The sequence below is a fragment of the Phyllobacterium sp. A18/5-2 genome, assembly GCF_025452215.1.
GTDB classification, from domain to species: domain Bacteria; phylum Pseudomonadota; class Alphaproteobacteria; order Rhizobiales; family Rhizobiaceae; genus Phyllobacterium; species Phyllobacterium sophorae.
In genome coordinates this window covers 2,922,104-2,941,592 of sequence record NZ_CP104966.1, presented here as the reverse complement: position 1 = coordinate 2,941,592, position 19,489 = coordinate 2,922,104, and the positions used below count along the sequence as shown (strand labels likewise).

21 protein-coding genes are annotated in these 19,489 nt (G+C 58.5%); 13 read left to right on the top strand and 8 right to left on the bottom strand.

Features of this window, described 5'->3' with window-relative positions:
* Positions 1–17: 17 nt before the first annotated feature.
* A complete protein-coding gene (locus N8E89_RS14660; protein WP_410010313.1) occupies positions 18–485 on the top strand; it encodes an Lrp/AsnC family transcriptional regulator in 468 nt (155 codons plus the stop codon).
* A gap of 22 nt (positions 486–507) precedes the next feature.
* Here the strand turns inward: N8E89_RS14660 and N8E89_RS14655 are convergent, their stop codons facing one another.
* The 5 genes from N8E89_RS14655 to N8E89_RS14635 form a co-directional block, all read right to left on the bottom strand.
* Positions 508–969, bottom strand: a complete 462-nt coding sequence (locus N8E89_RS14655) for an AAC(3)-I family aminoglycoside N-acetyltransferase (RefSeq protein WP_106664964.1) — start codon at positions 967–969, stop codon at positions 508–510.
* A gap of 69 nt (positions 970–1,038) precedes the next feature.
* A complete protein-coding gene (locus tag N8E89_RS14650) occupies positions 1,039–2,268 on the bottom strand; it encodes an HlyD family secretion protein (RefSeq protein WP_106664963.1) in 1,230 nt (409 codons plus the stop codon).
* A gap of 3 nt (positions 2,269–2,271) precedes the next feature.
* Positions 2,272–2,697, bottom strand: a complete 426-nt coding sequence (locus N8E89_RS14645) for a hypothetical protein (protein WP_262260336.1) — start codon at positions 2,695–2,697, stop codon at positions 2,272–2,274.
* Between the two features lie 164 nt (positions 2,698–2,861).
* Positions 2,862–3,224 carry a type 1 periplasmic-binding domain-containing protein gene (locus N8E89_RS14640; RefSeq protein WP_262260335.1) on the bottom strand — a complete coding sequence of 121 codons (363 nt, stop codon included), beginning with the start codon at positions 3,222–3,224 and terminating at the stop codon, positions 2,862–2,864.
* The gene (locus N8E89_RS14635; RefSeq protein WP_262260334.1) at positions 3,196–3,894 is read right to left on the bottom strand and encodes a LacI family DNA-binding transcriptional regulator; all 699 of its coding nucleotides are present in this window, start codon (positions 3,892–3,894) and stop codon (positions 3,196–3,198) included. Before N8E89_RS14635 ends, N8E89_RS14640 begins: the two co-directional genes overlap by 29 nt.
* Before the next feature lie 152 nt (positions 3,895–4,046).
* Here N8E89_RS14635 and N8E89_RS14630 point away from each other — a divergent pair, with 152 nt between their 5' ends.
* The 3 genes from N8E89_RS14630 to N8E89_RS14620 all read left to right on the top strand — a co-directional run bounded on the left by N8E89_RS14630 (position 4,047) and on the right by N8E89_RS14620 (position 6,575).
* The gene (locus N8E89_RS14630; protein ID WP_112759934.1) at positions 4,047–5,105 is read left to right on the top strand and encodes a fatty acid desaturase; all 1,059 of its coding nucleotides are present in this window, start codon (positions 4,047–4,049) and stop codon (positions 5,103–5,105) included.
* Positions 5,106–5,142: 37 nt separating this feature from the next.
* Entirely contained in the window at positions 5,143–5,472 is a 330-nt protein-coding gene (locus tag N8E89_RS14625; protein WP_113172718.1) for a MocE family 2Fe-2S type ferredoxin, read from the top strand.
* A 107-nt stretch (positions 5,473–5,579) separates the two neighbouring features.
* Positions 5,580–6,575 carry a FecR family protein gene (locus tag N8E89_RS14620; RefSeq protein ID WP_106664959.1) on the top strand — a complete coding sequence of 332 codons (996 nt, stop codon included), beginning with the start codon at positions 5,580–5,582 and terminating at the stop codon, positions 6,573–6,575.
* 33 nt (positions 6,576–6,608) lie between these two features.
* Here the strand turns inward: N8E89_RS14620 and N8E89_RS14615 are convergent, their stop codons facing one another.
* Positions 6,609–8,780: a CHASE2 domain-containing protein gene (locus tag N8E89_RS14615; protein ID WP_262260332.1), complete on the bottom strand. Its 2,172-nt coding sequence runs from the start codon at positions 8,778–8,780 to the stop codon at positions 6,609–6,611.
* Between the two features lie 303 nt (positions 8,781–9,083).
* Between N8E89_RS14615 and N8E89_RS14610 the strand changes: the two genes are divergently transcribed.
* Complete coding sequence (locus N8E89_RS14610) at positions 9,084–9,656, top strand: HdeD family acid-resistance protein (RefSeq protein WP_106664957.1); 573 nt, start codon at positions 9,084–9,086, stop codon at positions 9,654–9,656.
* Between the two features lie 35 nt (positions 9,657–9,691).
* Here N8E89_RS14610 and N8E89_RS14605 read toward each other — a convergent pair whose 3' ends face one another.
* Positions 9,692–10,408: a pentapeptide repeat-containing protein gene (locus N8E89_RS14605; RefSeq protein ID WP_410010378.1), complete on the bottom strand. Its 717-nt coding sequence runs from the start codon at positions 10,406–10,408 to the stop codon at positions 9,692–9,694.
* A gap of 400 nt (positions 10,409–10,808) precedes the next feature.
* On the opposite strand from N8E89_RS14605, the gene N8E89_RS14600 reads away from it, so the two are divergent.
* The 3 genes from N8E89_RS14600 (at position 10,809) to N8E89_RS14590 (ending at position 12,581) form a co-directional block, all read left to right on the top strand.
* Complete coding sequence (locus N8E89_RS14600; RefSeq protein WP_262260330.1) at positions 10,809–11,270, top strand: hypothetical protein; 462 nt, start codon at positions 10,809–10,811, stop codon at positions 11,268–11,270.
* Between the two features lie 162 nt (positions 11,271–11,432).
* Positions 11,433–12,023: an ankyrin repeat domain-containing protein gene (locus N8E89_RS14595; protein WP_262260329.1), complete on the top strand. Its 591-nt coding sequence runs from the start codon at positions 11,433–11,435 to the stop codon at positions 12,021–12,023.
* Between the two features lie 33 nt (positions 12,024–12,056).
* Positions 12,057–12,581: a YHS domain-containing (seleno)protein gene (locus tag N8E89_RS14590; RefSeq protein ID WP_262260328.1), complete on the top strand. Its 525-nt coding sequence runs from the start codon at positions 12,057–12,059 to the stop codon at positions 12,579–12,581.
* 16 nt (positions 12,582–12,597) lie between these two features.
* Here N8E89_RS14590 and N8E89_RS14585 read toward each other — a convergent pair whose 3' ends face one another.
* The gene (locus N8E89_RS14585; protein ID WP_262260327.1) at positions 12,598–14,814 is read right to left on the bottom strand and encodes an adenylate/guanylate cyclase domain-containing protein; all 2,217 of its coding nucleotides are present in this window, start codon (positions 14,812–14,814) and stop codon (positions 12,598–12,600) included.
* Between the two features lie 201 nt (positions 14,815–15,015).
* Between N8E89_RS14585 and N8E89_RS14580 the strand changes: the two genes are divergently transcribed.
* The 5 genes from N8E89_RS14580 (at position 15,016) to rpsI (ending at position 19,452) form a co-directional block, all read left to right on the top strand.
* Positions 15,016–16,977 carry an elongation factor G gene (locus N8E89_RS14580; protein ID WP_262260326.1) on the top strand — a complete coding sequence of 654 codons (1,962 nt, stop codon included), beginning with the start codon at positions 15,016–15,018 and terminating at the stop codon, positions 16,975–16,977.
* Positions 16,978–17,097: 120 nt separating this feature from the next.
* Positions 17,098–17,640, top strand: a complete 543-nt coding sequence (locus N8E89_RS14575; protein ID WP_262260325.1) for a helix-turn-helix domain-containing protein — start codon at positions 17,098–17,100, stop codon at positions 17,638–17,640.
* A 6-nt stretch (positions 17,641–17,646) separates the two neighbouring features.
* A complete protein-coding gene (locus tag N8E89_RS14570; protein WP_262260323.1) occupies positions 17,647–18,183 on the top strand; it encodes a GNAT family N-acetyltransferase in 537 nt (178 codons plus the stop codon).
* 325 nt (positions 18,184–18,508) lie between these two features.
* Positions 18,509–18,973, top strand: a complete 465-nt coding sequence (gene rplM, locus N8E89_RS14565; RefSeq protein WP_106664950.1) for a 50S ribosomal protein L13 — start codon at positions 18,509–18,511, stop codon at positions 18,971–18,973.
* Between the two features lie 2 nt (positions 18,974–18,975).
* Complete coding sequence (rpsI, locus tag N8E89_RS14560; protein ID WP_262260322.1) at positions 18,976–19,452, top strand: 30S ribosomal protein S9; 477 nt, start codon at positions 18,976–18,978, stop codon at positions 19,450–19,452.
* The last annotated feature ends 37 nt before the right edge of the window (positions 19,453–19,489 follow it).

Genomic DNA, 19,489 nt, shown 5'->3' with positions numbered 1-19,489 from the left:
GCTGTTATTAGCAGGAAATGCCAATGCGCCTCGACGAACTGGACAAGCGTATCTTACGTGCCCTGCAGCGCGACGGCCGGCTGCAAAATGTCGAGCTGGCGAGGGAAGTCGGCTTGTCTCCATCGCCCTGTTTACGGCGGGTCAAGCTTCTCGAAGAAGCCGGGATCATCGACCGCTATGTGGCGGTGCTCAAGCCGGAGAAAGTGGGATTGCCGCTCTCGATGTTTGCGCGCGTCTGGCTGACCGCACAGGATGCGGAGACCATCGACCATTTCATGGAGGCAATGAAGAAACTCCCACAGGTGTTGGAGTGCTACATCATGTTGGGCGAGAGCGACGCCCTGCTGCGTGTCGCCGTTGCTGACCTCGACGACTACCGGCACTTCCAGTCAACGCACCTTACCAAGGTCAACGGTATCCAGAACGTCAAGACGGACATACCGAGCCAGATCGTGAAACAGACGTACGCGCTGCCACTACGGTAAGGGCAGCCTGTCGATGCCCATGTCAGTCCACGCCAATGTCGAAATGCAGTACGTCTTCGCGTACCCCGAGCTTTTCGTACAATGCGATCGCCGGATCGTCACCGTGATCCGCCTGAACATATACGACCCAGGCGCCGCGGTGCCTGGCAATATCCCGTAAGCGGTGGATCAGAGACGTCGCTATTCCCTGACGGCGATAGTTTTCGTCAACCGCGAGGTCGTAGATATAGAACTCACGCCGCGCCTGCTCAAACTTGTCGAGTTCGTAGGCGACGAGCCCGCCGGCGAGACCTTCGCCTGCCAGTGCAACCAGGGCCACAATGTGATCCTTGGCAAGAATGCCCCTCAAATACACATCAGTCGGCGGCTCGCTTCCATATGCCCCGGGATCAGAAAATGCATTGCCGAACAAGGCATTCAACTGGCGGAGGAGCGAGATGTCGTCCGGTGTGAGCCGCTTGAGCGTAAAGTGCTGAAAGTCCATGAAATAGTTCTACCACAGTTCTGAAACGCTTTTACTTGCGGTCTGGCGCCTTTCCTGAATCTCAGAGTCTCAGTGGCCTCCCAACACGAGCGTCTGGACGGGCAGCAGCAGCGCCTGAATTCGAAGAATCATCGCATGCACGATCGCTATCGCATCGACGACATGCAGGAACATCCATTCTGCTGTGCCAATATCTTTCGCGGCAAGAGCTTCATGATTGTTGGTATAGGCATTGGCGATGCAGCTGCTGCCTGGCGGCAAGCCGGCCAGCAGACCGGGATAGAGCGGCTCGAGGAAGACGGTGAGTGTCCCTCCCTGGGCAATCTGCCGTACATCGACAAGCTGGTCTGTCGGCCGCAATTGTCCCGCGGCGATAACATCCTGTACTTCAGTGACGACCATGGGAATGATCGTAAATGGCTTGCCGATACACGTGGCCTCGGCAATCATCCCCTTTTTCATCACCTGCGCCTCGATCTGACCAAAGCCGGCAATCAGTGCTCCACGTCCGGCCTCTTGCGGGACGAGAATGCCGGCCGGCCGGATCATCGTGTTTACAATATCGCCGGGCCGAAGCGTGAACTGCTGGACGGTTCCAGCGACGCCGGCCCGAACCAGGGTTTTATCCAGCTCGACTTGTGCCTGCGCGAGCGCTGCCTCTGCACTCGCCTTCTGAGCAGGCAGGAGCGAGTCCAGTTTCGTCTCGATCGTCCGCTTGTTTGCAACAGAGGCGTCAAGCCCACCTTTCCGGCCGTCCGCGACGACTTGCAAGCGCTCAACCTCGCGGACCGAAACGTCCGCCCTGCGCCGCAGAAGTTCTTGCCTCGTCGCCAACTCGTCCAAAGCTTGCTGGTATGCGCCCTGCGCCTGCTGAATGAGACCGTCCGCCGCGGCCAGTTCTGTTTGCGCCACTGTCGTCTCGGCGACGGTTTCAGCTATGCGGCGTTGCGCCGTCTCCCGCGCGGCCTCCTGTTCGGAGCTGTCGAGCCGGAATAGCGGCGCGCCTGATTCTACCTTCGCATTGACGCCAACAAACACCTCGGCAACGCGGCCGGTGGTTTCCGGGAGGATGGTCACGGTACGGAATATCGCGGTGACGTTCTTTGTCGAAGGATGATAGTAAAAGATAAGGGTGATCAACGAAACAGTCAGCAACAGGCACGCCGTAATTCCCCAGCGTAATTCGTACCACATCGTATAGAGGGTAATCTCGCGCCCGATGCGCTTTCCTTGGACGTAGCGGCGGAAAAGATAATCGGGCAACACCGTGAGCATGGAACAGAGAATGAGCTCAAACATGACTCAAATACCTCCGCCCGCAGCATCAGATTTCGGTGACACATCAGGGGGCGGTGGGACGATGGCCTCCTCCTTTACTTCAATATTACGACCCGAGAGTTTTTCGAGCGACTGTGCCATTGAACCCATTGGCGTCGAAAAATCCGGCAGATCGATCAGCGCAAGCAACAAACCGGCGATCCAGAAAAGATGGTTATGGGTAAACAGGGAGATAAGCGCCAGGACAGCCACCAACTCCATTTGCACCTTTTTCGTGCGATGGGCCATTTGCTCGGGTAGTGCATGGAGTTTGAAATAGATATTGCCGATGAGCAGGATCATTGCCAGGAGGACAACGACGACGACGTTGAATAGCCAGTCAGTTTGGCCAGGCGCCGTAACAAAAGCTGGCAGGTGTTCCACCGCCGCCGGATGTAGACTGCTGTCCAATGTTCCGCCCCTCCAAGACTGCCGCCACAGTACATCATGTCAGCCTACCGCCCAACATGCATTTGATTGCAACTGGAGAAAAGTACGTAACAGTAACTACGCAAGTGAAGCGGCCCTCGCCGTCCGCAGCGCGACAGCATGCGCGAAGGCGATACTCTTGATCGCTACAAGCTCTCTGGAGAAAAAATCTGCATCGGATAATTCTGGTGTGCGTACTGCCACCCGGTCTGGGGCTGAAGGCTCCTTTCCACCAGGAGTTCCACTGTCCCTTTTGCGATAGCGTCGATCGGATGGGAGAGGACAATCTTTAAGGTTCCATCAATCAATCCGCGAGCCGTGGTTTCGGTCAGATCGTGCCCGACGATTGGAAGCGTGCGCTCCCGGCCGGCTTCCCTCACCGCCTTCAACACGCCCTCGATGCCCCCGCCTGCGATATACAGGCCGTTTATGCCGGGACGCTGCCGCAACAGATTGAGGGTCGCCTCAAAAGCGTATTCGTCACGCTCGAGCCGCCGCGACAGGATCAATCAGAACGAAGTCCGGAGCGCTTTCCCGAAGATACGACCTGAACCCGCTCTCGCAAGCCTCCTGACAAAGATAGCGGTGGCTGCCTACGAAGATCGATACAGTCGAATTTGCCGGCAGCATGTTCGACAGGAACCAAGCGGCTGTTCGCCCTACCTTCCTGTTATCAAGACCGGCATAGCCCGCCCGCGACGCCGCCGTCAGATCGGAAATCAGCGCGACGACCGGGATCGATTTCGAGCTGAGCGTTTCGATGGCCGCAGTCACGTTGGGGTGGTCGGCGGCCACCACTGCAACACCGTCTGCGATCCTGCCCATCCGCAGCAGGGTTTCCGCTATGGCTCCCGGCGTGAGATCGTCCATAAACTCGATGACGGCCTTGCTCCGGACCAACGCACATTCGTCTGTTGCCTTTTGCAGAGCCTCGCCAAGCAATTTGTAGAAAGCAGTCGATTTCTGTTGAAGCAGGAAGGCAAACGTCCGCTGCGGCAGATCCGCCTTCAGACGCTGCCTCAGAAGCGGGGTTGCATAGAAGCCGATGCGTTCGGCCGCATCGAGTACACGCCGCGCCGTTTCTTCGCGCACATCGGCGCGTCCGTTCAGCACACGATCGACCGTGGAAAGGCCAACACCGGCCTCCTTCGCCAGAGCAGACATGTTTGGACGCCGCATACCGATCTCCATGAAACTATTCTTTCATCTTGAGTATCGGCGTTTTCGGCAATTTTTGAAAGAAAAAATGTCAAACTGTTGAATGAATCTCTCCAGAAACATAAGATTGCTCATCGCCGGCTCGCTGTTGGCGGGAGGAATGGGAGGCCATCATGGAAAGAACGTATCGCAGCTACGCGCTCGTCGGCGATGCGAGCGGCGCGGCTGACATCACTGGAGACACGTTCGAGGACAAAGTCGAAGCGGAGTGGTTTTCCGCCAGGGTAGACAGGAAAGCGTTCAAGCAATTAATCAAGCGATCCGACGCTGCCGGCTTGCGGCACTTCGGCATGTGGCTGGCCTTGCTCGCCGGCTCAGGATCTGCGGCGTTTCTCACCTGGGGGACATTGTGGTGTGTCCCTGCTTTCCTCGTCTACGGTCTCGTCTATTCGATGTCCGATCACCATGCACATGAGCTGTCGCACGGAACCCCGTTCAAGACGCGCCGGATCAATGAAATCCTCTATCATCTCAACGGCTTCATGACGTTGCATGAAGGGCATTATTGGCGTTGGAGCCACTCCCGCCACCATACCGAGACGCTTATCGTCGGCCGTGACCCTGAGATCGCCGTGCCGCGCCCACCTGACATTGCCGGAATGTTCCTCGATCTCTTCTTTATCAAATCGGGTCTGAAACAGATCGGCTCGATTTTCCGGCAGGCATTCGGCGGCTTGAACGAAGAAGGCCGTCACTTCATTCCCGACGGTGAGAAACGCAAGGTTTTCTGGTCGTCGCGGGTCTATGTCGCGATCTTTGCCGGAGTTATCCTGGGATGCATCATCACCGGCTCGATCCTGCCGGCAATGTTCATCGTCCTGCCCCGTTTCTACGGCGGGTTCATGGCTCAGTTGTTCAACCTGACCCAGCATGCCGGCATGCAGGAGGATATTCGCGACCATCGTCTCAGCACGCGGACCTGGTACACCAATTCCTTTTTCCGCTTCATGTACATCAACATGAACTACCATATCGAACACCACATGTTTCCAATGGTGCCTTTCTACAATCTTCCCAAACTGCACGAGATGATCAAGGAGGAATGCCCGCCGGCCTATCCTGGGCTTCTGGCCTGTTACACCGAGATCATTCCCGCGGTGCTCAAGCAGGTGGAGGACCCGAGCTGGTATGTCCGCCGTCCGCTACCATTGACGGTCGTAGCGGCCGAATGAGCAGCAACTTCATCATTTTCAAGGAGGATAGCGCGCGATGATTACGCTTGAAGCAAACACCTGGATCCCCGCCTGCGATGCTGATGCCATCGAAGAGGAGGATGTCATCCGTTTCGATCACGCTGGCCGGACATTCGCAATCTATCGCTCCCCGGAGGACCAGTACTTCGCGACGGACGGACTCTGCACTCATGAACACGTACACTTGGCAGATGGTCTCGTCATGGACCACATTATCGAATGTCCGAAGCATAACGGGCGGTTCGATTACCGGACCGGCGACGCGAAAGGTGCGCCCGTCTGCGTCAACCTCAAGACCTACCCGGTTAAGGTCGAAGGCGGAAAAGTGCTCATCAACATCGGCTGACCGGTTGCCGGCTTCCTCATGAAAACGGTTGCGTACGATCTAACCAAAATGGGTAAAGAGACCCGCACTCCCTAGCATGTTAGACTGAACCGTTCAGGAGGGGTGTGATGTGGCATATGTGCGGCGCCGCCGCAATCGCGGCGCTCGGTCTCACGCTTTGCAATCCGTTGCCGGCAATGGCGGCCGAGCCAGTCGGCGAAGCCGTGCTGATCAAGACCGAAGTGAGGGGTGCCAGTGGTCCACTGGCGGTCAAAGACCCGGTCCACCGGGATGAACGGATCAAGACATCCCAGTCGGGACTTGGCCAGTTTCTTTTCCAGGACGGCACCAAACTTGCTGTGGGATGGGGCTCGTCCGTGGTCATCGACAGATTTGTTTACGACGACACAAAATCGCTCAAACGGCTAACCATCAAAGCGGCAAAGGGAACGTTCCGCTGGATCAGCGGAAACTCGAAATCCTCGGCCTATGAGATCTTGACGCCCGCCGGAACGATTGGAGTGCGCGGAACTGCCTTCGACTTCTCCATCGGCGCCGATGGTACGACTGCCGTCGTCCTGTTGAGCGGCCGGGCAGAATTCTGCGGTCCAGGAGGCTGCAGGCAATTAACGCGGCGGTGCGATTGTGTCGTCGCCAAACGCAATGGCAGCATGACTGACCCCCGCCGGGTCACCAGGGATGTGCTCAGAACGCTTGGCAGCCAGCGCTCCCTGCCGTTCCTCTCCGGCAGCCAACAGCTCACGGGAGGACTAGGTATTGCAGGAGTTGGTGGATGCGGCCTCGCATCGGTTGAAAACCCGAAGGATCGCAACCCTGAGCGCGCTGCCCCGCAATCCAGTCCGGAACCGCGGGCCCCGCAAGCCCCGCCAGACCGGCCCGCTCCACCGGACCGGCCTGCACCGGCCTCCCCGCCTGACAAACCGGCTCCTCCGGATGATCCCGCCCCGCCGGAAAAACCGCACAAACCGGATAAGGTGAAGCATGACAAGCCGCACAAGGACCATAGCAGGCACCACAGGGGTCACCGCGACACGGATCACGGCCGTTACGACAGCGACCGCCATGACAGGGGGCACCACGGCAGAGGCGGACATGGCAAATAGCATTCTGTGAAGCAGTGCAGGCATGGCTTCCGGCTATTCCGCTGACCGGTCGGCTCTTTCTGCGGACTCGTGAAGAAAGTGTTCGGACCTGCGGGAAATCCGGCGATAGAATTCAGGCAATTCGGGCGTTAGTCCAGCAGCCGCGAGTTTTGCGGCGCTAACGATCTTGCGGCTGGCTGCCGACCGTGAACGCAAGGCTTCGACCAGCTGCCGGTGAATCGATTGCAATTCAGCAAATTGGGCAGTCGCCGCCAGGTGCTCGTCGCCAACGACGGCGAAAAGTCTCGTCCGGGTGCTCTTTCCTTTAAGGCCCAGTGCCCCTGCCTCCAGCAAGGCACAGTCCGGCAACATCTTTGCCGTGCTCTCGGACACGAGAATGTCGAAGTTCACCTCTTTGCAGGATGACTCGATCCGCGCGGCTATGTTGACGGCATCGCCGACAGCCGAATAATTGAATCGCGTTTCGGCGCCCATATTCCCGACACAGGCAAGGCCGGTATGGATACCGATACCAATGCCGACTTTTTGCTCATCTCCGAAGCCGAATGCGTCGTCTGCATTAAGGCGCGCAAGCGTCTCGCGCATGGCCAGCGCAGCGTGAACCGCCTTGCTTGCATGTTTGTCGACATCGATGGGCGCGTTCCAGAAGGCCATGATCGAGTCCCCGATGAACTTGTCGAGGGTGCCTTCGTTCGCAATGACGTGATGGCTAAGCGCGTCGAGAAGAGTGTTCAGGAAACCAACAACGGCGGCAGGCGGCAGGCGCTCGCTGATCTGGGTGAAATTTCGGACATCGACGAACATGACCGTCAGTTCGCGATCATCGCCGCCGAGGCGCAGAGCGTTCGGCGTGTGCTCAATGCGATACAACAACGATGGTGAAAGATAGTGGCCAAAGGCCCGCCGGACTTCGCGGCGCTCCCGATCGATCACCAGGAACCGGAACGCCGTGGCACCGAAATGGGTGATCGATCCGCTGACGATTGGAGCCAGCGGATCAAAGAGGAGCCCCGCATAGAAGAAGGCAAGCCATGAGGCGACAAGAGCAAGCACGGTGATCAGGAGACCGCACGCCAGAGCAACGGCAGGGCTGACGAAGGTGGTTACCAGCACGAGAAAACTACCGGCCACCGCAATTGACAGGATTTCAAGGCCATCCGCCCAATCCGGCCGTGAAAGAAAGCGTCCGGACAGAATCTGTTCCACGGTTTGCGCGTGCAGCGATACACCCGGGACATTTTGCCCAAGTGCGGTCGTACGGATGTCCTGGAGCCCTGCAGCCGATGTGCCGACAAACACGATGCTGCCTTCGACGCCGGCCCTCGTCGCGGGCGACGCGCCCGTGGCCGCAAGGATTTGTCTGGCCGAAATATATCTCTCTGCAGTGTCGGGGCTGACATAGAGCCAGAGTTCGCCCGCCGCCGTCACCGGTACAATGAAGTCGCCGATCTTGACCTGGGTTATGGTGTCCGGCACGTTCGGCGCGTCGGCCAGAAGGTAGGTCGACGCACCTTGAGCGACGCGCAGCGCTTCAAGCGCAAGGTTGGGATAGAGCTGCTCGCCATCGCTCAGGACAAGCGGTACAGCGCGGACCACGTTCGAAGCGGCACCAGGATTGAGGCTGATATGCCCTATGCCCGCGGCATTGGCCTCGAGTTGCGGTCGCAAGGGTGTCGCGGCTCTGATACTGGGAGGCGCGCCAAGGGGACTTTCACCTGTAAAGGCAAAGCCCGCTTTCACAGGCGGGCGATAGTTTCCCTCGTTGGACAGGCCAAAGCCCAGCACGACCGGCTTTCCAGCAATTGCGCGCGCGAAGATCTCGTCATTGTCCGGCAATTGGCCAAGCAGTCCGGCGTCAATTCCGGGCACGTCACGAACGACGGTGCGCGGCGACAGGCGATCGGGTTCAGCGAAGAGAATGTCGAACGCAATTGCCGATGCTCCCATGTCGGAGAGTCTGTCTACGAGGGTGGCAATCCGGTCTCTCGGCCATGGCCACTGCCCGAACTCGCGCAGCGATGCTTCGTCGATGTCGATGACCCGGACGGGCAGGTTCTCGAATGCGCGGGGCGCCAGGCGCTGATATTCGTCGAATGTTACTTCGCGCGCCTGCTTGAGCAGTGGCGGATCACTCGCCCGCAGAATCGTGAGCGCCGCCACGATCGCGAGACCGATAATTACACCCACTTGCTGCGCGCGTGTCATGACTGCTGTATCAGCCCTCTCGTGAGGCCTTACGGCAACAAGTGCCAATCCCGGGGAGAAATCGTCCGGCTCCATTGGCTTGCCCCCACATGCCAAGGGAGCGGTATGCTGCATTGTTCTGGTATACTATGCAATCACCAACGTCAGGAGGAGTCTCCAAAGCCCAAGGGGGTCAGGACCTGTTACCGTTACGTACTTGCACGTTGCGACCATCAAGAATCATGATTGCCGGACGAGTTCCGGAGCGTGGCGATGCGTGCGCCGTGCTGCGTTACCCCAGCAGTATCAAAAGGGAGAAGGTTCATGGCAATGTCATTGGACGCCGCTGCGGAAGTCTTCCGTGAGGCAATGCGGGAAACGGTCAAGCGATACTCGTTATGGTATCTCATCCAAGGTATCGTACTGGTCGCCGCCGGTATCCTGGCGATCATCTATCCCGTGATCTCATCGGTCGCAGTCATCATCCTTCTGGGATGGCTGTTGATCATCAGCGGCCTTGCGCAGGGCATCGGCCTGCTTGGCGCGCGACACGTGCCGCATTTCTGGCTGCAGCTCGTCTCCGTCATCCTTGCCCTGCTCATCGGCTTCCTCTTCTTGCGGGATCCGGCACAGGGCCTGCTGACCGTCACGCTTCTCCTGATCGTGTTCTTCATGATCGAGGGTATCTCGAAGATCGTCTTCTCGCTAACGATCCGGCCATTCCCCAACTGGGGATGGGTGCTGGCCAGCGGACTGGTCGGGATCCTGCTCTCGCTGGTTCTCTGGGCCAGTCTCCCGGTCACGGCGCTTTGGCTCGTCGGGCTGCTGCTTGGGATTCAACTGATCAGCGTCGGCGCGGCACTGACACAGCTCGCCTGGCAGGTCCGGCGCACCTAGAGCAGGCCTTGTCCAAAGCTTGCTCCAGAGCGATGTCATTCAGATGCACAGGGCCAACTGGCCGGAGTCTTCAGACCTGCTGGCAGCTTGGTGGCGGTATTTCCGCAAGCAAGATCGACCTGCTGCTGCTCGAGGCCCTGCGCAGCCGTCAGGTCCATCCCCTCTATCCGGGTCAGGAACATGAACGCGCGATCAAATACGATCGGGCCCTCAAAAATCGCGTTACTCAGGTTCGCCCGTGAAAGGTTGGCGAGCGAAAAACGGGCACCCGTCAAAACTGCCTTGCTGAAATCGGCGCGTCCAAGTTCCGCCTTCTCGAAGCTGACTCCGGTGAGCTGTGCCCCGCTGAAATTGGCGCGCTGCAGTTCCGCGGCGGCGAAGGTAGCGCCATCGGCCGAAGCATTGGCGAAACTGCAGCGGTAGGCCTCAATTCTGGCGAAGTTGGCCTTCTCCGCGTTGGCCCCTGCGAGCAACGAGCGTACCAGTGTCGCCTTTTCCAAATTCGCTGACTTCAAATTGGCGCCACTAAGGTCAGTCAGGGTAAAATCGGTGCTGAACAGATTGGCGCCCTCAAGCTCACTACCGGGTATGATCAGGTTTCGCTTGTTGCAATCGCCCCAATCCAATCCGGGCGAAGGCGACGTATTGCACTCGGCAGCGACAGCCGGCCGGCCCGGAATAGCCAGGATACAAAACAAGGCTATGGCGATGGCGATGGCGGGCGATTGCTTGCGCGATGCCAGATCATTCATGGTCCCCGCTGGAACATCGCACTTGGCACGCCCGGATTGCCTCCCGGCCAGTCCAATCAGCTTCTCGACAAAAATACCCATCATACCGCTCCGATTTCGATGCAGTGAGCCGGTTGCCGCGCACATGGGACCGACTCTTGCCGCTGTATTATACAGCTCACAACGCAATAAAGTGGAGCGCTGCCTGCACCAGTCAATTTGGTGGTTGAGAATGGCCCTTCATATTGCCGATGGCCGTGCAGGGTCGCCTCTTCCGGACATCGCTTAACCCAAGGGGATCACCCCGGAGGGTGATGCGCCGAATCCGGATACTCATCAATATCCGCGCTTGCAGCCATGTATGATCTCGCCGAGTAGCTAACGTTGTACCTGCGTCAAATCCTCTTCAAAGGAGAACCGGATGCCGGACAGACATGAATTCTATCGGGTCGAGATCTGCGGCCGCCTTTTTACGGGGACCGTTTATGCCGACGGTCCATATCTGAAAATGCTGGAGAATCGAACATTTGGTCAAGGCGCCCCACTTGGAAGCGCGCTGGTCATTTCAAGAAGTGCTGGCAGGCGCTGGTATGCCATCTGCAAGCATGGCCATCCACTCATCGTCCTGCCACTATTCAGCGACGAGGACATGGAAGTCCTTGCGCGAGAGTTTGGCATACCGATTGCGGGCCGGCTGCGGAAATTATCGTTCGCAGAAAGTCCCGCCTGGAGCGCTCTGAAAAGGTGGGTCAAGCGGCATCCCGAGATTGCCCGGGCATGCTCCAGAACCGATAGTTCCGCCCCGGGCTGGCACGATGTGGATTTCGGCCATACGGGTAATGTGGCACGCTTGAGGACGATCAGGACCTCGCACTCGAGGTAATCCGGGCCCGGAGATCGCGTCGAAACAGCCGGCCTTCGCCGGGCTCCCGAAGCGCCGCTTAAGGGATGAGTTAAATGCCTAATCCTTGTTCGTGGAATGTGTACGTGATAATTTCCTTCAATTCCGCTCAAGAGAAACCGAGATAGAGCGGAGGGACGTGCAGTGAAGTTTCTTTGCATTGTAATTGCTGGCATCGTGCTCGGGATCTCGGCCGCACTGGCGGGTCCTTTGCATGACGCGGCGAAAGACGGAGATGTCGGGCGCGTGAAACAGGCGCTGGACCAAGGCGCCAACGTTGTCGAGCCCGACAATGCGGGTGAGCCAGCGCTGCTGATTGCATCGCTGGCCGGGCATGCCGATGTCGTGGCCCTACTGCTCGAACGCGGGGCCGACATCGAGATCTGCAACAAGGGCGGTCTGACGGCGCTGCACGCGGCGGCATACGGCGGAAATCTCGATGTCGTGGAATTGCTTGTCATCAAAGGAGCTGCAGTCAACGACGCCAAGAACTTCTACCACATGTCACCGCTGCATGCGGCCGCCGAAGAGGGACATGCGGATGTAGTTGCTTTCCTGCTGGCCAATAAGGCCGACATCGAAGCAAAGGAAAGGAACGGCTATTCGCCGCTAACGCAAGCGGGATGGCGTGAACATTGGGATGCAGCGGGCCTGCTGATGAAAGCGGGCGCGGTCTGTCAGCCGGCCGATCTTGTCGGCCAGTGGCTTTATACCGAATGCACGAAGCGAAAATGACGTTTCGCTGCAGGAGGAAACGGAGAAAACACAATGTCTGATTCTACTATGAAACGCGGGTTTCGATTGGCCGTGGCAGTTGGTGCCGCCGCGTTTGCACTCTCGCTGGTTCAGCCCGCTATAGCCGAAGAATTCGTCAATACAGGCTATTTCGGTGATGTTGCGATCAAGGGATACGACCCGGTCGCCTATTTCACCCAGCACCAGGCCATGCAGGGATCTGCCAAATATTCACACCAGTGGCTGGGCGCGACCTGGCATTTCGCCAGCGCGGAAAATCGCGACCTTTTTGCTGCTGATCCGGCCAAGTACGCCCCGCAATACGGCGGATACTGCGCTGATGGTGTCTCGTTCGGCACGGTTACCACCAATGTTGACCCCAAAGCCTGGCGCATCATCGAAGGCAAGCTCTACATAAGTTACGATCCGGGGGCGGCCGATGGCTTCGAGAAGAACCCGACCAAGCTCACCGACTCGCAAAAGCATTGGTCCGATGTCGAACGCACGCTGGTTACGGAGAAAGTGCAAAAGAACTGGCAGGCACCTTCCGCCAACTGACGTTTAGACACGCCTGTCAATTTGTCAGTGAAAAGTATTTCAATGCCTGTGGCGTGACATGAACGTATTGCATGTCACGCTGCTCGGGCGACGTATTGCGGTAAACATAGCCGCACACCATACGATCCTGGAAATATCCCACGAACTTTTCGCACAGGCGGTTTTCGTTGACCTCAACGACGCCGGTGATGTTGGTGTTGGAGCTGCGATAGGCTGTGTTTCCGGCCTTGTCGAAATACTGCATGAACTCGGTACCGTTCTTGTGCTTGCCGGCCCACGTCTTGCCATCGACCAGATTGCGCAGATCCTCGCCGCCGATCTGATCTGCGTCCTTTCCGGCAAAGCTGAAGGGCCACTCGGGAATGCCTGCCTCCCGCAGGCCAGTCAGATGATAGCGAAGATCGTCTTCGCGCCAGTAGTCGTAAAGGTAGCTGTAGTAGGTCAGATTGCTGTCCGGAAACAGCTGCAGTAATTTTTCCGTTTCCCGCGCCGCAGGCGTCCGTTCGCCCCGGTCGACATAGGCCGCGGCAAGATATTCGCGCGCGGGTTCGGCATTGGGCAGGGCGTCGCGCGCGGCCTCCATCAGGGGGATGGCCCGGTCAATATCGCGCGCCGTATAGAAAACGATGCCAGCCAGCAACTGAAAGGTCGGCGCCGGCGTGGGATCAAGCCGCAGTGCTTTCTCCATTTCCGCAACCGCTTGACCCCTGCTGCCGGTCTGAGCAAGGATCAACGCCAAGTTGCCAACTGCTTCCGCATCGTTCGGCTGTGCTTCCACTGCCCTGTTCGCCGATTCCTTCGCCTCGGTCTCGCGACCGTCTACCAGCTGCAGCAAAGCCAGGACGGTGTGTGCGCGCGCGTTGTTCGGGTCCAGCTTCAAGGCTTGCCCCGCCGCGTCATAGGCAATTTTCCTCGCCACTGCAGCCGACCACAGATAGTTGTAATCGTTGCGCCAGACATCGACGGCAACGCGGGCAATCCCGGCATGCGCATTGGCAAAACCCGGATCGAGATCAATTGCCTTCTGGTAGAATGACAGGGTCCGGCGATAGGTCTCGACGTCGCTGTAAAGAAAACCCTCCTGCTCGGCTCTCATATAGTAGTCATAGGCCTCAAGGTTGTCCGTCGGTATCCGCGCCAGCTGGTCGCGCTCTCCTTCGCTGAGCTTGACCGCCAAGGCCGAAATTATCTTGCCGATAACATCGTCCTGTACCGCAAAGAGGTCGACATATTGGCGATCGTATCGCTCGGCCCATAATGAGAGACCCGTGAGCGCGTCGATCAGCTTGACGTTGATCCGAAGCCGTGAATCGGCCCGCTGCAGCGTGCCCTCGAGAACATAGTGGACACCGAGTTCCGCAGCCACATCCTGGATCTTGCCGGCCGTATCGCGAACCGCGAACACGGAATGCCGGGCGATCACGAACAGGCCGGAAACCTTCGAAAGCTCGGTTATCAGATCGTCGGTCAGACCTTCCGCCAGATGGTCCTGCTTCGTATCGCCGCTGACATTGATGAAGGGAAGCACCGCGACCGAAGGCTTGTCAGGCAGTGGATAGGCGAACCGCTCGGTTGGCGACGGCGGCCAGATCAGAGTCCATGGCTGCCACCAGAGCGCCACACCGGCAAGGATAAAAGCGACGGCCGCCGCGGCGGCAACCGCAATACGCCATGCGCGCAGGTTACTCCGCGTGCCGATTGTCTTGCCCGCTGCTGCCGGATCGAGCACGACACGGTATACCCGGACAGGCTCGGTAATGCTCTTGACCTTCTGTTCGCCGAGCGAGATGTAGCCAACCGGCAGCTTCGATTTCACCTGATCATAGGTCGTCCCGGAAATGGCAATTCCACCAGGCTCCGCCAGTGCCTGTATCCGGTCCGCGATGTTGACGCCGTCGCCGTGAATGTCTTCACCCTCGACGATGATATCGCCGAGATTGACGCCGACGCGAAAGTCGAGCCGCTGTTCAGCCGGGGCAACGGCATTCCGCTTCGCCTTCTGCTGCTGCACCTCGACCGCGCAGCGCAACGCATCGACCACGCTGTGGAACTCGACCAACAGGCCATCGCCCATGGTCTTGACCAGCCGGCCATGATGCCTGGCGATCTTCGGTTCAAAGACTTCCTTCAGATCGCTTTGAAAACGGGCGCGCGTGCCCTCCTCGTCGATCTGGCTCAAGCGGCCATAACCAACGACATCGGCGATCAGGACGGCTGCCAGGTGACGTTCCATGCCCATCTTTCCCCGGAGTGCGACAGACTCCAATCGATATCTTACCGCAGCTATACCGCAGATGCATTACCGCACTCTGGAGTAACGGATCGAACAGTTGTCGTGAATTTCCGAAGAAAAATAAGCCATCTCTGGCGCTTCGCGCCGGTCTAGGGCATGTTGGTACTGGAGATTTGTGTTCGTGGCAGAGGGAGGAACGCCATGCGCTGCTTTACCGTACTCGGACCTTCGCAAACCGGAAAATCGACACTCGTCGAAAAGCTTGGCTCGCTCGAGGGGCCACCACGAAAATCCGTCTCACCATATGGGTTGGGCCTTACGGATTTCGAATTCGGAAACGAAACCTGGTGCGCGTTGGATGCGCCAGGATCGGGCGAAGCCCTGGCACACGCGCAGCATGCACTGCTTGCCAGCGACGCCTGTATCCTATGCGTATCGCCTGCCCCGGAAGAGGCAGTTCTCGCTGCGCCGTATTTGCGGGTCATCGAAGCCTCCGGGACACCATGCATCCTTTTCGTCAACCGCATGGATGAGCCGAGGGGCCGGCTCCGGGACGTCATCGCTGCTCTTCAGGACTACGCCAGCCACACGCTGCTGCTTCGGCAGATTCCCATCCGCGAGGGTGACAAGATTGTTGGCAGCTGCGACCTGATTTCCGAGCGCGCCTGGCGCTACCGCGAAGGCCAGACATCATCGCTGATCGAGATTCCCAAAGATGTCATCGAGCGTGAACATGAGGCCCGCGCGGCGCTCCTGGAGCATCTTTCCGAATTCGACGACTGGCTGCTGGAGGAACTTATAGAAGACCGCGAACCGGCAAACGATGCCATCTATGCGATCTCGTCGCGGGTTCTCAGAGAGAACAAGATCATCCCGGTTCTCGTCGGGGCAGCAAGTCATAGCAATGGCATCATGCGGTTGATGAAAGCCCTGCGCCATGAAGCGCCTCCGGTCGAGACCCTTCGAAACCGCCTCGCCGCCACGGGCACTGCTGGGGCAAGTGCGTTGGCGGCCGTCAGCTTTCACGCCTATCATCGCCAAAATGTAGGCAAGACAGTATTGGTCCGGGCCCTCGGCGAAGGGTTGAAACAGGGGGCGCTCTTGGGCGGTGCCCGGCTGGGCCCGGTACAGGACCCGGGAAACGGCAAGCCGATACCCGCGGGCGTGGGTTCACCCGGCGATGTATTCGCCACCGTCAAGTCCGACCACTTGCCGGTGCCATCCCTGCTCACATCCGAAACCACCCTGGCGGCGCCCGATTGGATTGCGCCCCCGACGCCGATGCTTGAAAGGATATTGGTGCCCAGCAGCGAGCGCGATGAAACCAAACTTTCCGAAACGCTGGCGAAGCTCGCCGAGACGGATCGGGGCCTCAAGGTCATGCAGGAAGAAGGGACCGGCGCTCAATTGATCTGCGCTCAAGGGCCTGTTCACCTGCGCGATGTTTGCAAGACATTGTCCGAAGTTTTCCACGTCGAGGTGACGGACCGGCAACCCAGTCCGGTCTACCGGGAAACAATCGCGAAGTCATCGGATGTCCACTACCGGCATCGCAAGCAGACTGGCGGCGCCGGCCAATTTGCTGACGTCAAACTCAGCGTTCATCCGAATGGGCGCGGCGACGGCTTTACCTTTGCCGAGACAGTCAAGGGCGGTGCCGTTCCGCGGAACTTCATACCTGCGGTCGAGGCCGGTGCGCGCGAAGCGATGGAACGAGGCCCGTTGGGGCTGCGTGTGATCGATGTCGGCGTCACGCTGACGGACGGCCAGCATCATTCCGTCGACAGTTCTGAATTCGCATTTCGGGCAGCGGGCAAAATGGGGGTCCGTGATGCGCTCGCCCAATCCTCGTCGGTGCTGATGCAGCCTATATTCCGGGTCGAGTTCCACATCCCATCCATCTATTCAGGCAATCTTGTGCCGATCGTTTCGGCATTCAAAGGTCAGGTACTCGGCTTCGACCGGGACGAACGTGCCAAAGGATGGGATATTTTCCGGGCTCTCGTTCCCGGCAGCGTTCTGGACGAACTGGCGCGTTCACTGCGCTCCGCAACGCAGGGCATCGGCACTTATTCCAAGGCCTTCGATCATTTCGAGGAGTTGTACGGAAAGGAAGCGGATGCTATCATAACTGCCCACGCCTCCCACGCGAGCGAACACTGAAAGCCTTAGTGGGTTGGGGCAAGGTGACGACCGGCATCCTGCCATTGTCGGACCTTGACATATTCCCGTATACGAGACATTTTCTCACATATGGAAAATCTCCTCGCAGATGATGGCGGAATGGACCAGCGGATCGCGCAGCGGCTCAGGGCGTTGCGTATTGAGCGTGGCTGGGCTTTGGACGAGCTTGCAAGGCGCAGCGATGTGAGCCGCGCCACCCTTTCCCGGCTCGAGAACGCTGAGGTGAGCCCGACAGCGAGCGTTCTTGGCAAATTGTGCGCCACCTACGGCATGACCATGTCGCGGCTGATGCACATGGTTGAAGACAGCTTTGCGCCGCTTCTCCGCCGCGACACCCAGCCCGTATGGACGGATCCGGAGACCGGATTCCGCCGGCGTTCCGTGTCGGCCCCCGCCCAATCACTGGCTGGCGAAGTCCTTGAATGCGAACTCGAACCCGGTACGCGCATCACCTATGAGCACCCGCCACGGCAGGGTCTCGAACACCATCTCATCCTGACAGCGGGACAGTTGCGAGTGAGCATCGGCGACCAAACTCATGAGCTGCTGCCCGGCGACTGCCTGCGCTACCAACTCTTTGACGCCAGTTCATTCGAAACTCCCGAGCATTGCGCGGCCAAATACATTCTCCTTATCGTGTGAGGAACCGTGTCGACTGACCCACAAACCACCATTTCGATCTTCTCGGCCGACGATGTCGCCCACAATGTCCGCGAACTTGGCGCGCTGTTGCATGCATGCGTCCATGACGGGGCCAGCATCGGATTTGTGCTGCCGTTCCCGCAAGAAGAAAGCGAGGCATTCTGGATCAATAATGTGCTTCCGGCAGTGCAGCGTGGTGTGCGGCTGCTGCTCGTCGTGCACCGGGATGGAAGGATTGCGGGATCTGGCCAACTTGATTACGACACGCCGCCCAATCAGCCCCATCGGGCGGAAGTGCGCAAATTGCTGGTGCATCCTGATTTCCGGCGCCTGGGGTTAGCGAAGGCGCTCATGGCCGAACTCGAGCGGCAAGCAGGGGAACGCGGAAGAAGCCTGCTCACGCTGGACACGCGGACCGGGGACAAAGCCGAACCGCTTTATGCCTCACTGGGCTACACGACGGCCGGCATCATTCCTGGATATTGCCGCGATCCGTTTCAGGGCAATCTCGATTCTACCACGCTCATGTATAGGGTACTTTGAATTGTCCAGCGCCCTTCGAAGCCGTCGGGCATTCCCACTTTCAGGACGCTACAAACAGTCTTTTACCGCACCGGCACGCGCCAAGCAGCTGGAGAATTATGTGGTAATATGATACCTTTTCTATAACCACTTGTTTTTGTTGCTATATTTATACCATCACCAAATATCCACCACTTGACGCGAGCGCCATAGCCCTTTATTGAAACCCTCGACTGCGGTGGGACTTCCCGCCGTTTTTCATTGTTATGCGGATTTCATCGATCTGCTTAACCCAAGCAACAAGAAAAGCCTTCCTTCGTGAAGGATGATCTCAAGGACGAACACAATGGCTACCTTCTCTCAGAAGCCGGCAGAAGTGACGAAAAAGTGGATCCTGATTGACGCCGAAGGTCTCGTCGTCGGTCGCCTCGCTACCATCGTCGCCAATATCCTGCGCGGCAAGCACAAAGCAACCTTCACCCCGCACGTAGACGATGGCGACAATGTCATCATCATCAATGCCGACAAGGTTGCCTTTACCGGTAAGAAGTTTACCGACAAGGTTTATTACTGGCACACCGGCCATCCCGGCGGCATCAAGGAACGCACTGCCCGCCAGCTGCTCGAAGGCCGTTTCCCGGAACGCGTCGTTGAAAAGGCTGTAGAGCGCATGGTTCCCCGTGGCCCGCTCGGCCGTCGCCAGATGAAGAACCTGCGCGTTTACGCTGGTTCCAACCACCCGCATGAAGCTCAGTCCCCCGAAGTCCTCGACGTCGGCGCGCTGAATGCCAAGAACAAAAGGAGCGCATAAGAATGGCTGAGCTCAACTCGCTCGCAGACCTCGGCACTGTTGCCGCAACGACGCAGGCTGCTGCGCCGGTTCACGTCCACAAGCTTGACGCCAAAGGCCGTGCCTATGCAACCGGCAAGCGCAAGGACGCGGTCGCCCGCGTCTGGATCAAGCCAGGTTCCGGCAAGATTGTCGTCAACGACAAGGAATACGGCAAGTATTTCGCCCGTCCGGTTCTGCAGATGATCCTGCAGCAGCCGATCGTGGCTGCCAACCGCGCCGGACAGTACGACATCATCGCTACCGTTGCCGGTGGTGGTCTGTCCGGTCAGGCTGGTGCCGTTCGTCACGGCATCTCCAAGGCCCTCACCTATTTCGAACCTGCACTGCGCGGCGTTCTGAAGAAGGGCGGCTTCCTGACACGCGACAGCCGCGTTGTCGAACGCAAGAAGTACGGCAAGGCCAAGGCCCGCCGTTCGTTCCAGTTCTCGAAGCGTTAATTCGCGCCTCAATTGGACAAGAACAGAAAGCGGGCCC

Excerpts from the sequence above, each read along its gene's own strand:
- N8E89_RS14630 (WP_112759934.1), top strand. The coding sequence starts at position 4,047 with ATGGAAAGAACGTATCGCAGCTACGCGCTCGTCGGCGATGCGAGCGGC.
- rpsI (WP_262260322.1), top strand. The coding sequence starts at position 18,976 with ATGGCTGAGCTCAACTCGCTCGCAGACCTCGGCACTGTTGCCGCAACG.
- N8E89_RS14580 (WP_262260326.1), top strand. The coding sequence starts at position 15,016 with ATGCGCTGCTTTACCGTACTCGGACCTTCGCAAACCGGAAAATCGACA.
- N8E89_RS14655 (WP_106664964.1), bottom strand. The coding sequence starts at position 969 with ATGGACTTTCAGCACTTTACGCTCAAGCGGCTCACACCGGACGACATC.
- rplM (WP_106664950.1), top strand. The coding sequence starts at position 18,509 with ATGGCTACCTTCTCTCAGAAGCCGGCAGAAGTGACGAAAAAGTGGATC.
- N8E89_RS14620 (WP_106664959.1), top strand. The coding sequence starts at position 5,580 with ATGTGGCATATGTGCGGCGCCGCCGCAATCGCGGCGCTCGGTCTCACG.
- N8E89_RS14660 (WP_410010313.1), top strand. The coding sequence starts at position 18 with ATGCCAATGCGCCTCGACGAACTGGACAAGCGTATCTTACGTGCCCTG.
- N8E89_RS14605 (WP_410010378.1), bottom strand. The coding sequence starts at position 10,408 with ATGAATGATCTGGCATCGCGCAAGCAATCGCCCGCCATCGCCATCGCC.
- N8E89_RS14625 (WP_113172718.1), top strand. The coding sequence starts at position 5,143 with ATGATTACGCTTGAAGCAAACACCTGGATCCCCGCCTGCGATGCTGAT.
- N8E89_RS14590 (WP_262260328.1), top strand. The coding sequence starts at position 12,057 with ATGTCTGATTCTACTATGAAACGCGGGTTTCGATTGGCCGTGGCAGTT.
- N8E89_RS14615 (WP_262260332.1), bottom strand. The coding sequence starts at position 8,780 with ATGACACGCGCGCAGCAAGTGGGTGTAATTATCGGTCTCGCGATCGTG.
- N8E89_RS14575 (WP_262260325.1), top strand. The coding sequence starts at position 17,098 with ATGGACCAGCGGATCGCGCAGCGGCTCAGGGCGTTGCGTATTGAGCGT.
- N8E89_RS14650 (WP_106664963.1), bottom strand. The coding sequence starts at position 2,268 with ATGTTTGAGCTCATTCTCTGTTCCATGCTCACGGTGTTGCCCGATTAT.
- N8E89_RS14585 (WP_262260327.1), bottom strand. The coding sequence starts at position 14,814 with ATGGAACGTCACCTGGCAGCCGTCCTGATCGCCGATGTCGTTGGTTAT.
- N8E89_RS14610 (WP_106664957.1), top strand. The coding sequence starts at position 9,084 with ATGGCAATGTCATTGGACGCCGCTGCGGAAGTCTTCCGTGAGGCAATG.
- N8E89_RS14635 (WP_262260334.1), bottom strand. The coding sequence starts at position 3,894 with ATGCGGCGTCCAAACATGTCTGCTCTGGCGAAGGAGGCCGGTGTTGGC.
- N8E89_RS14600 (WP_262260330.1), top strand. The coding sequence starts at position 10,809 with ATGCCGGACAGACATGAATTCTATCGGGTCGAGATCTGCGGCCGCCTT.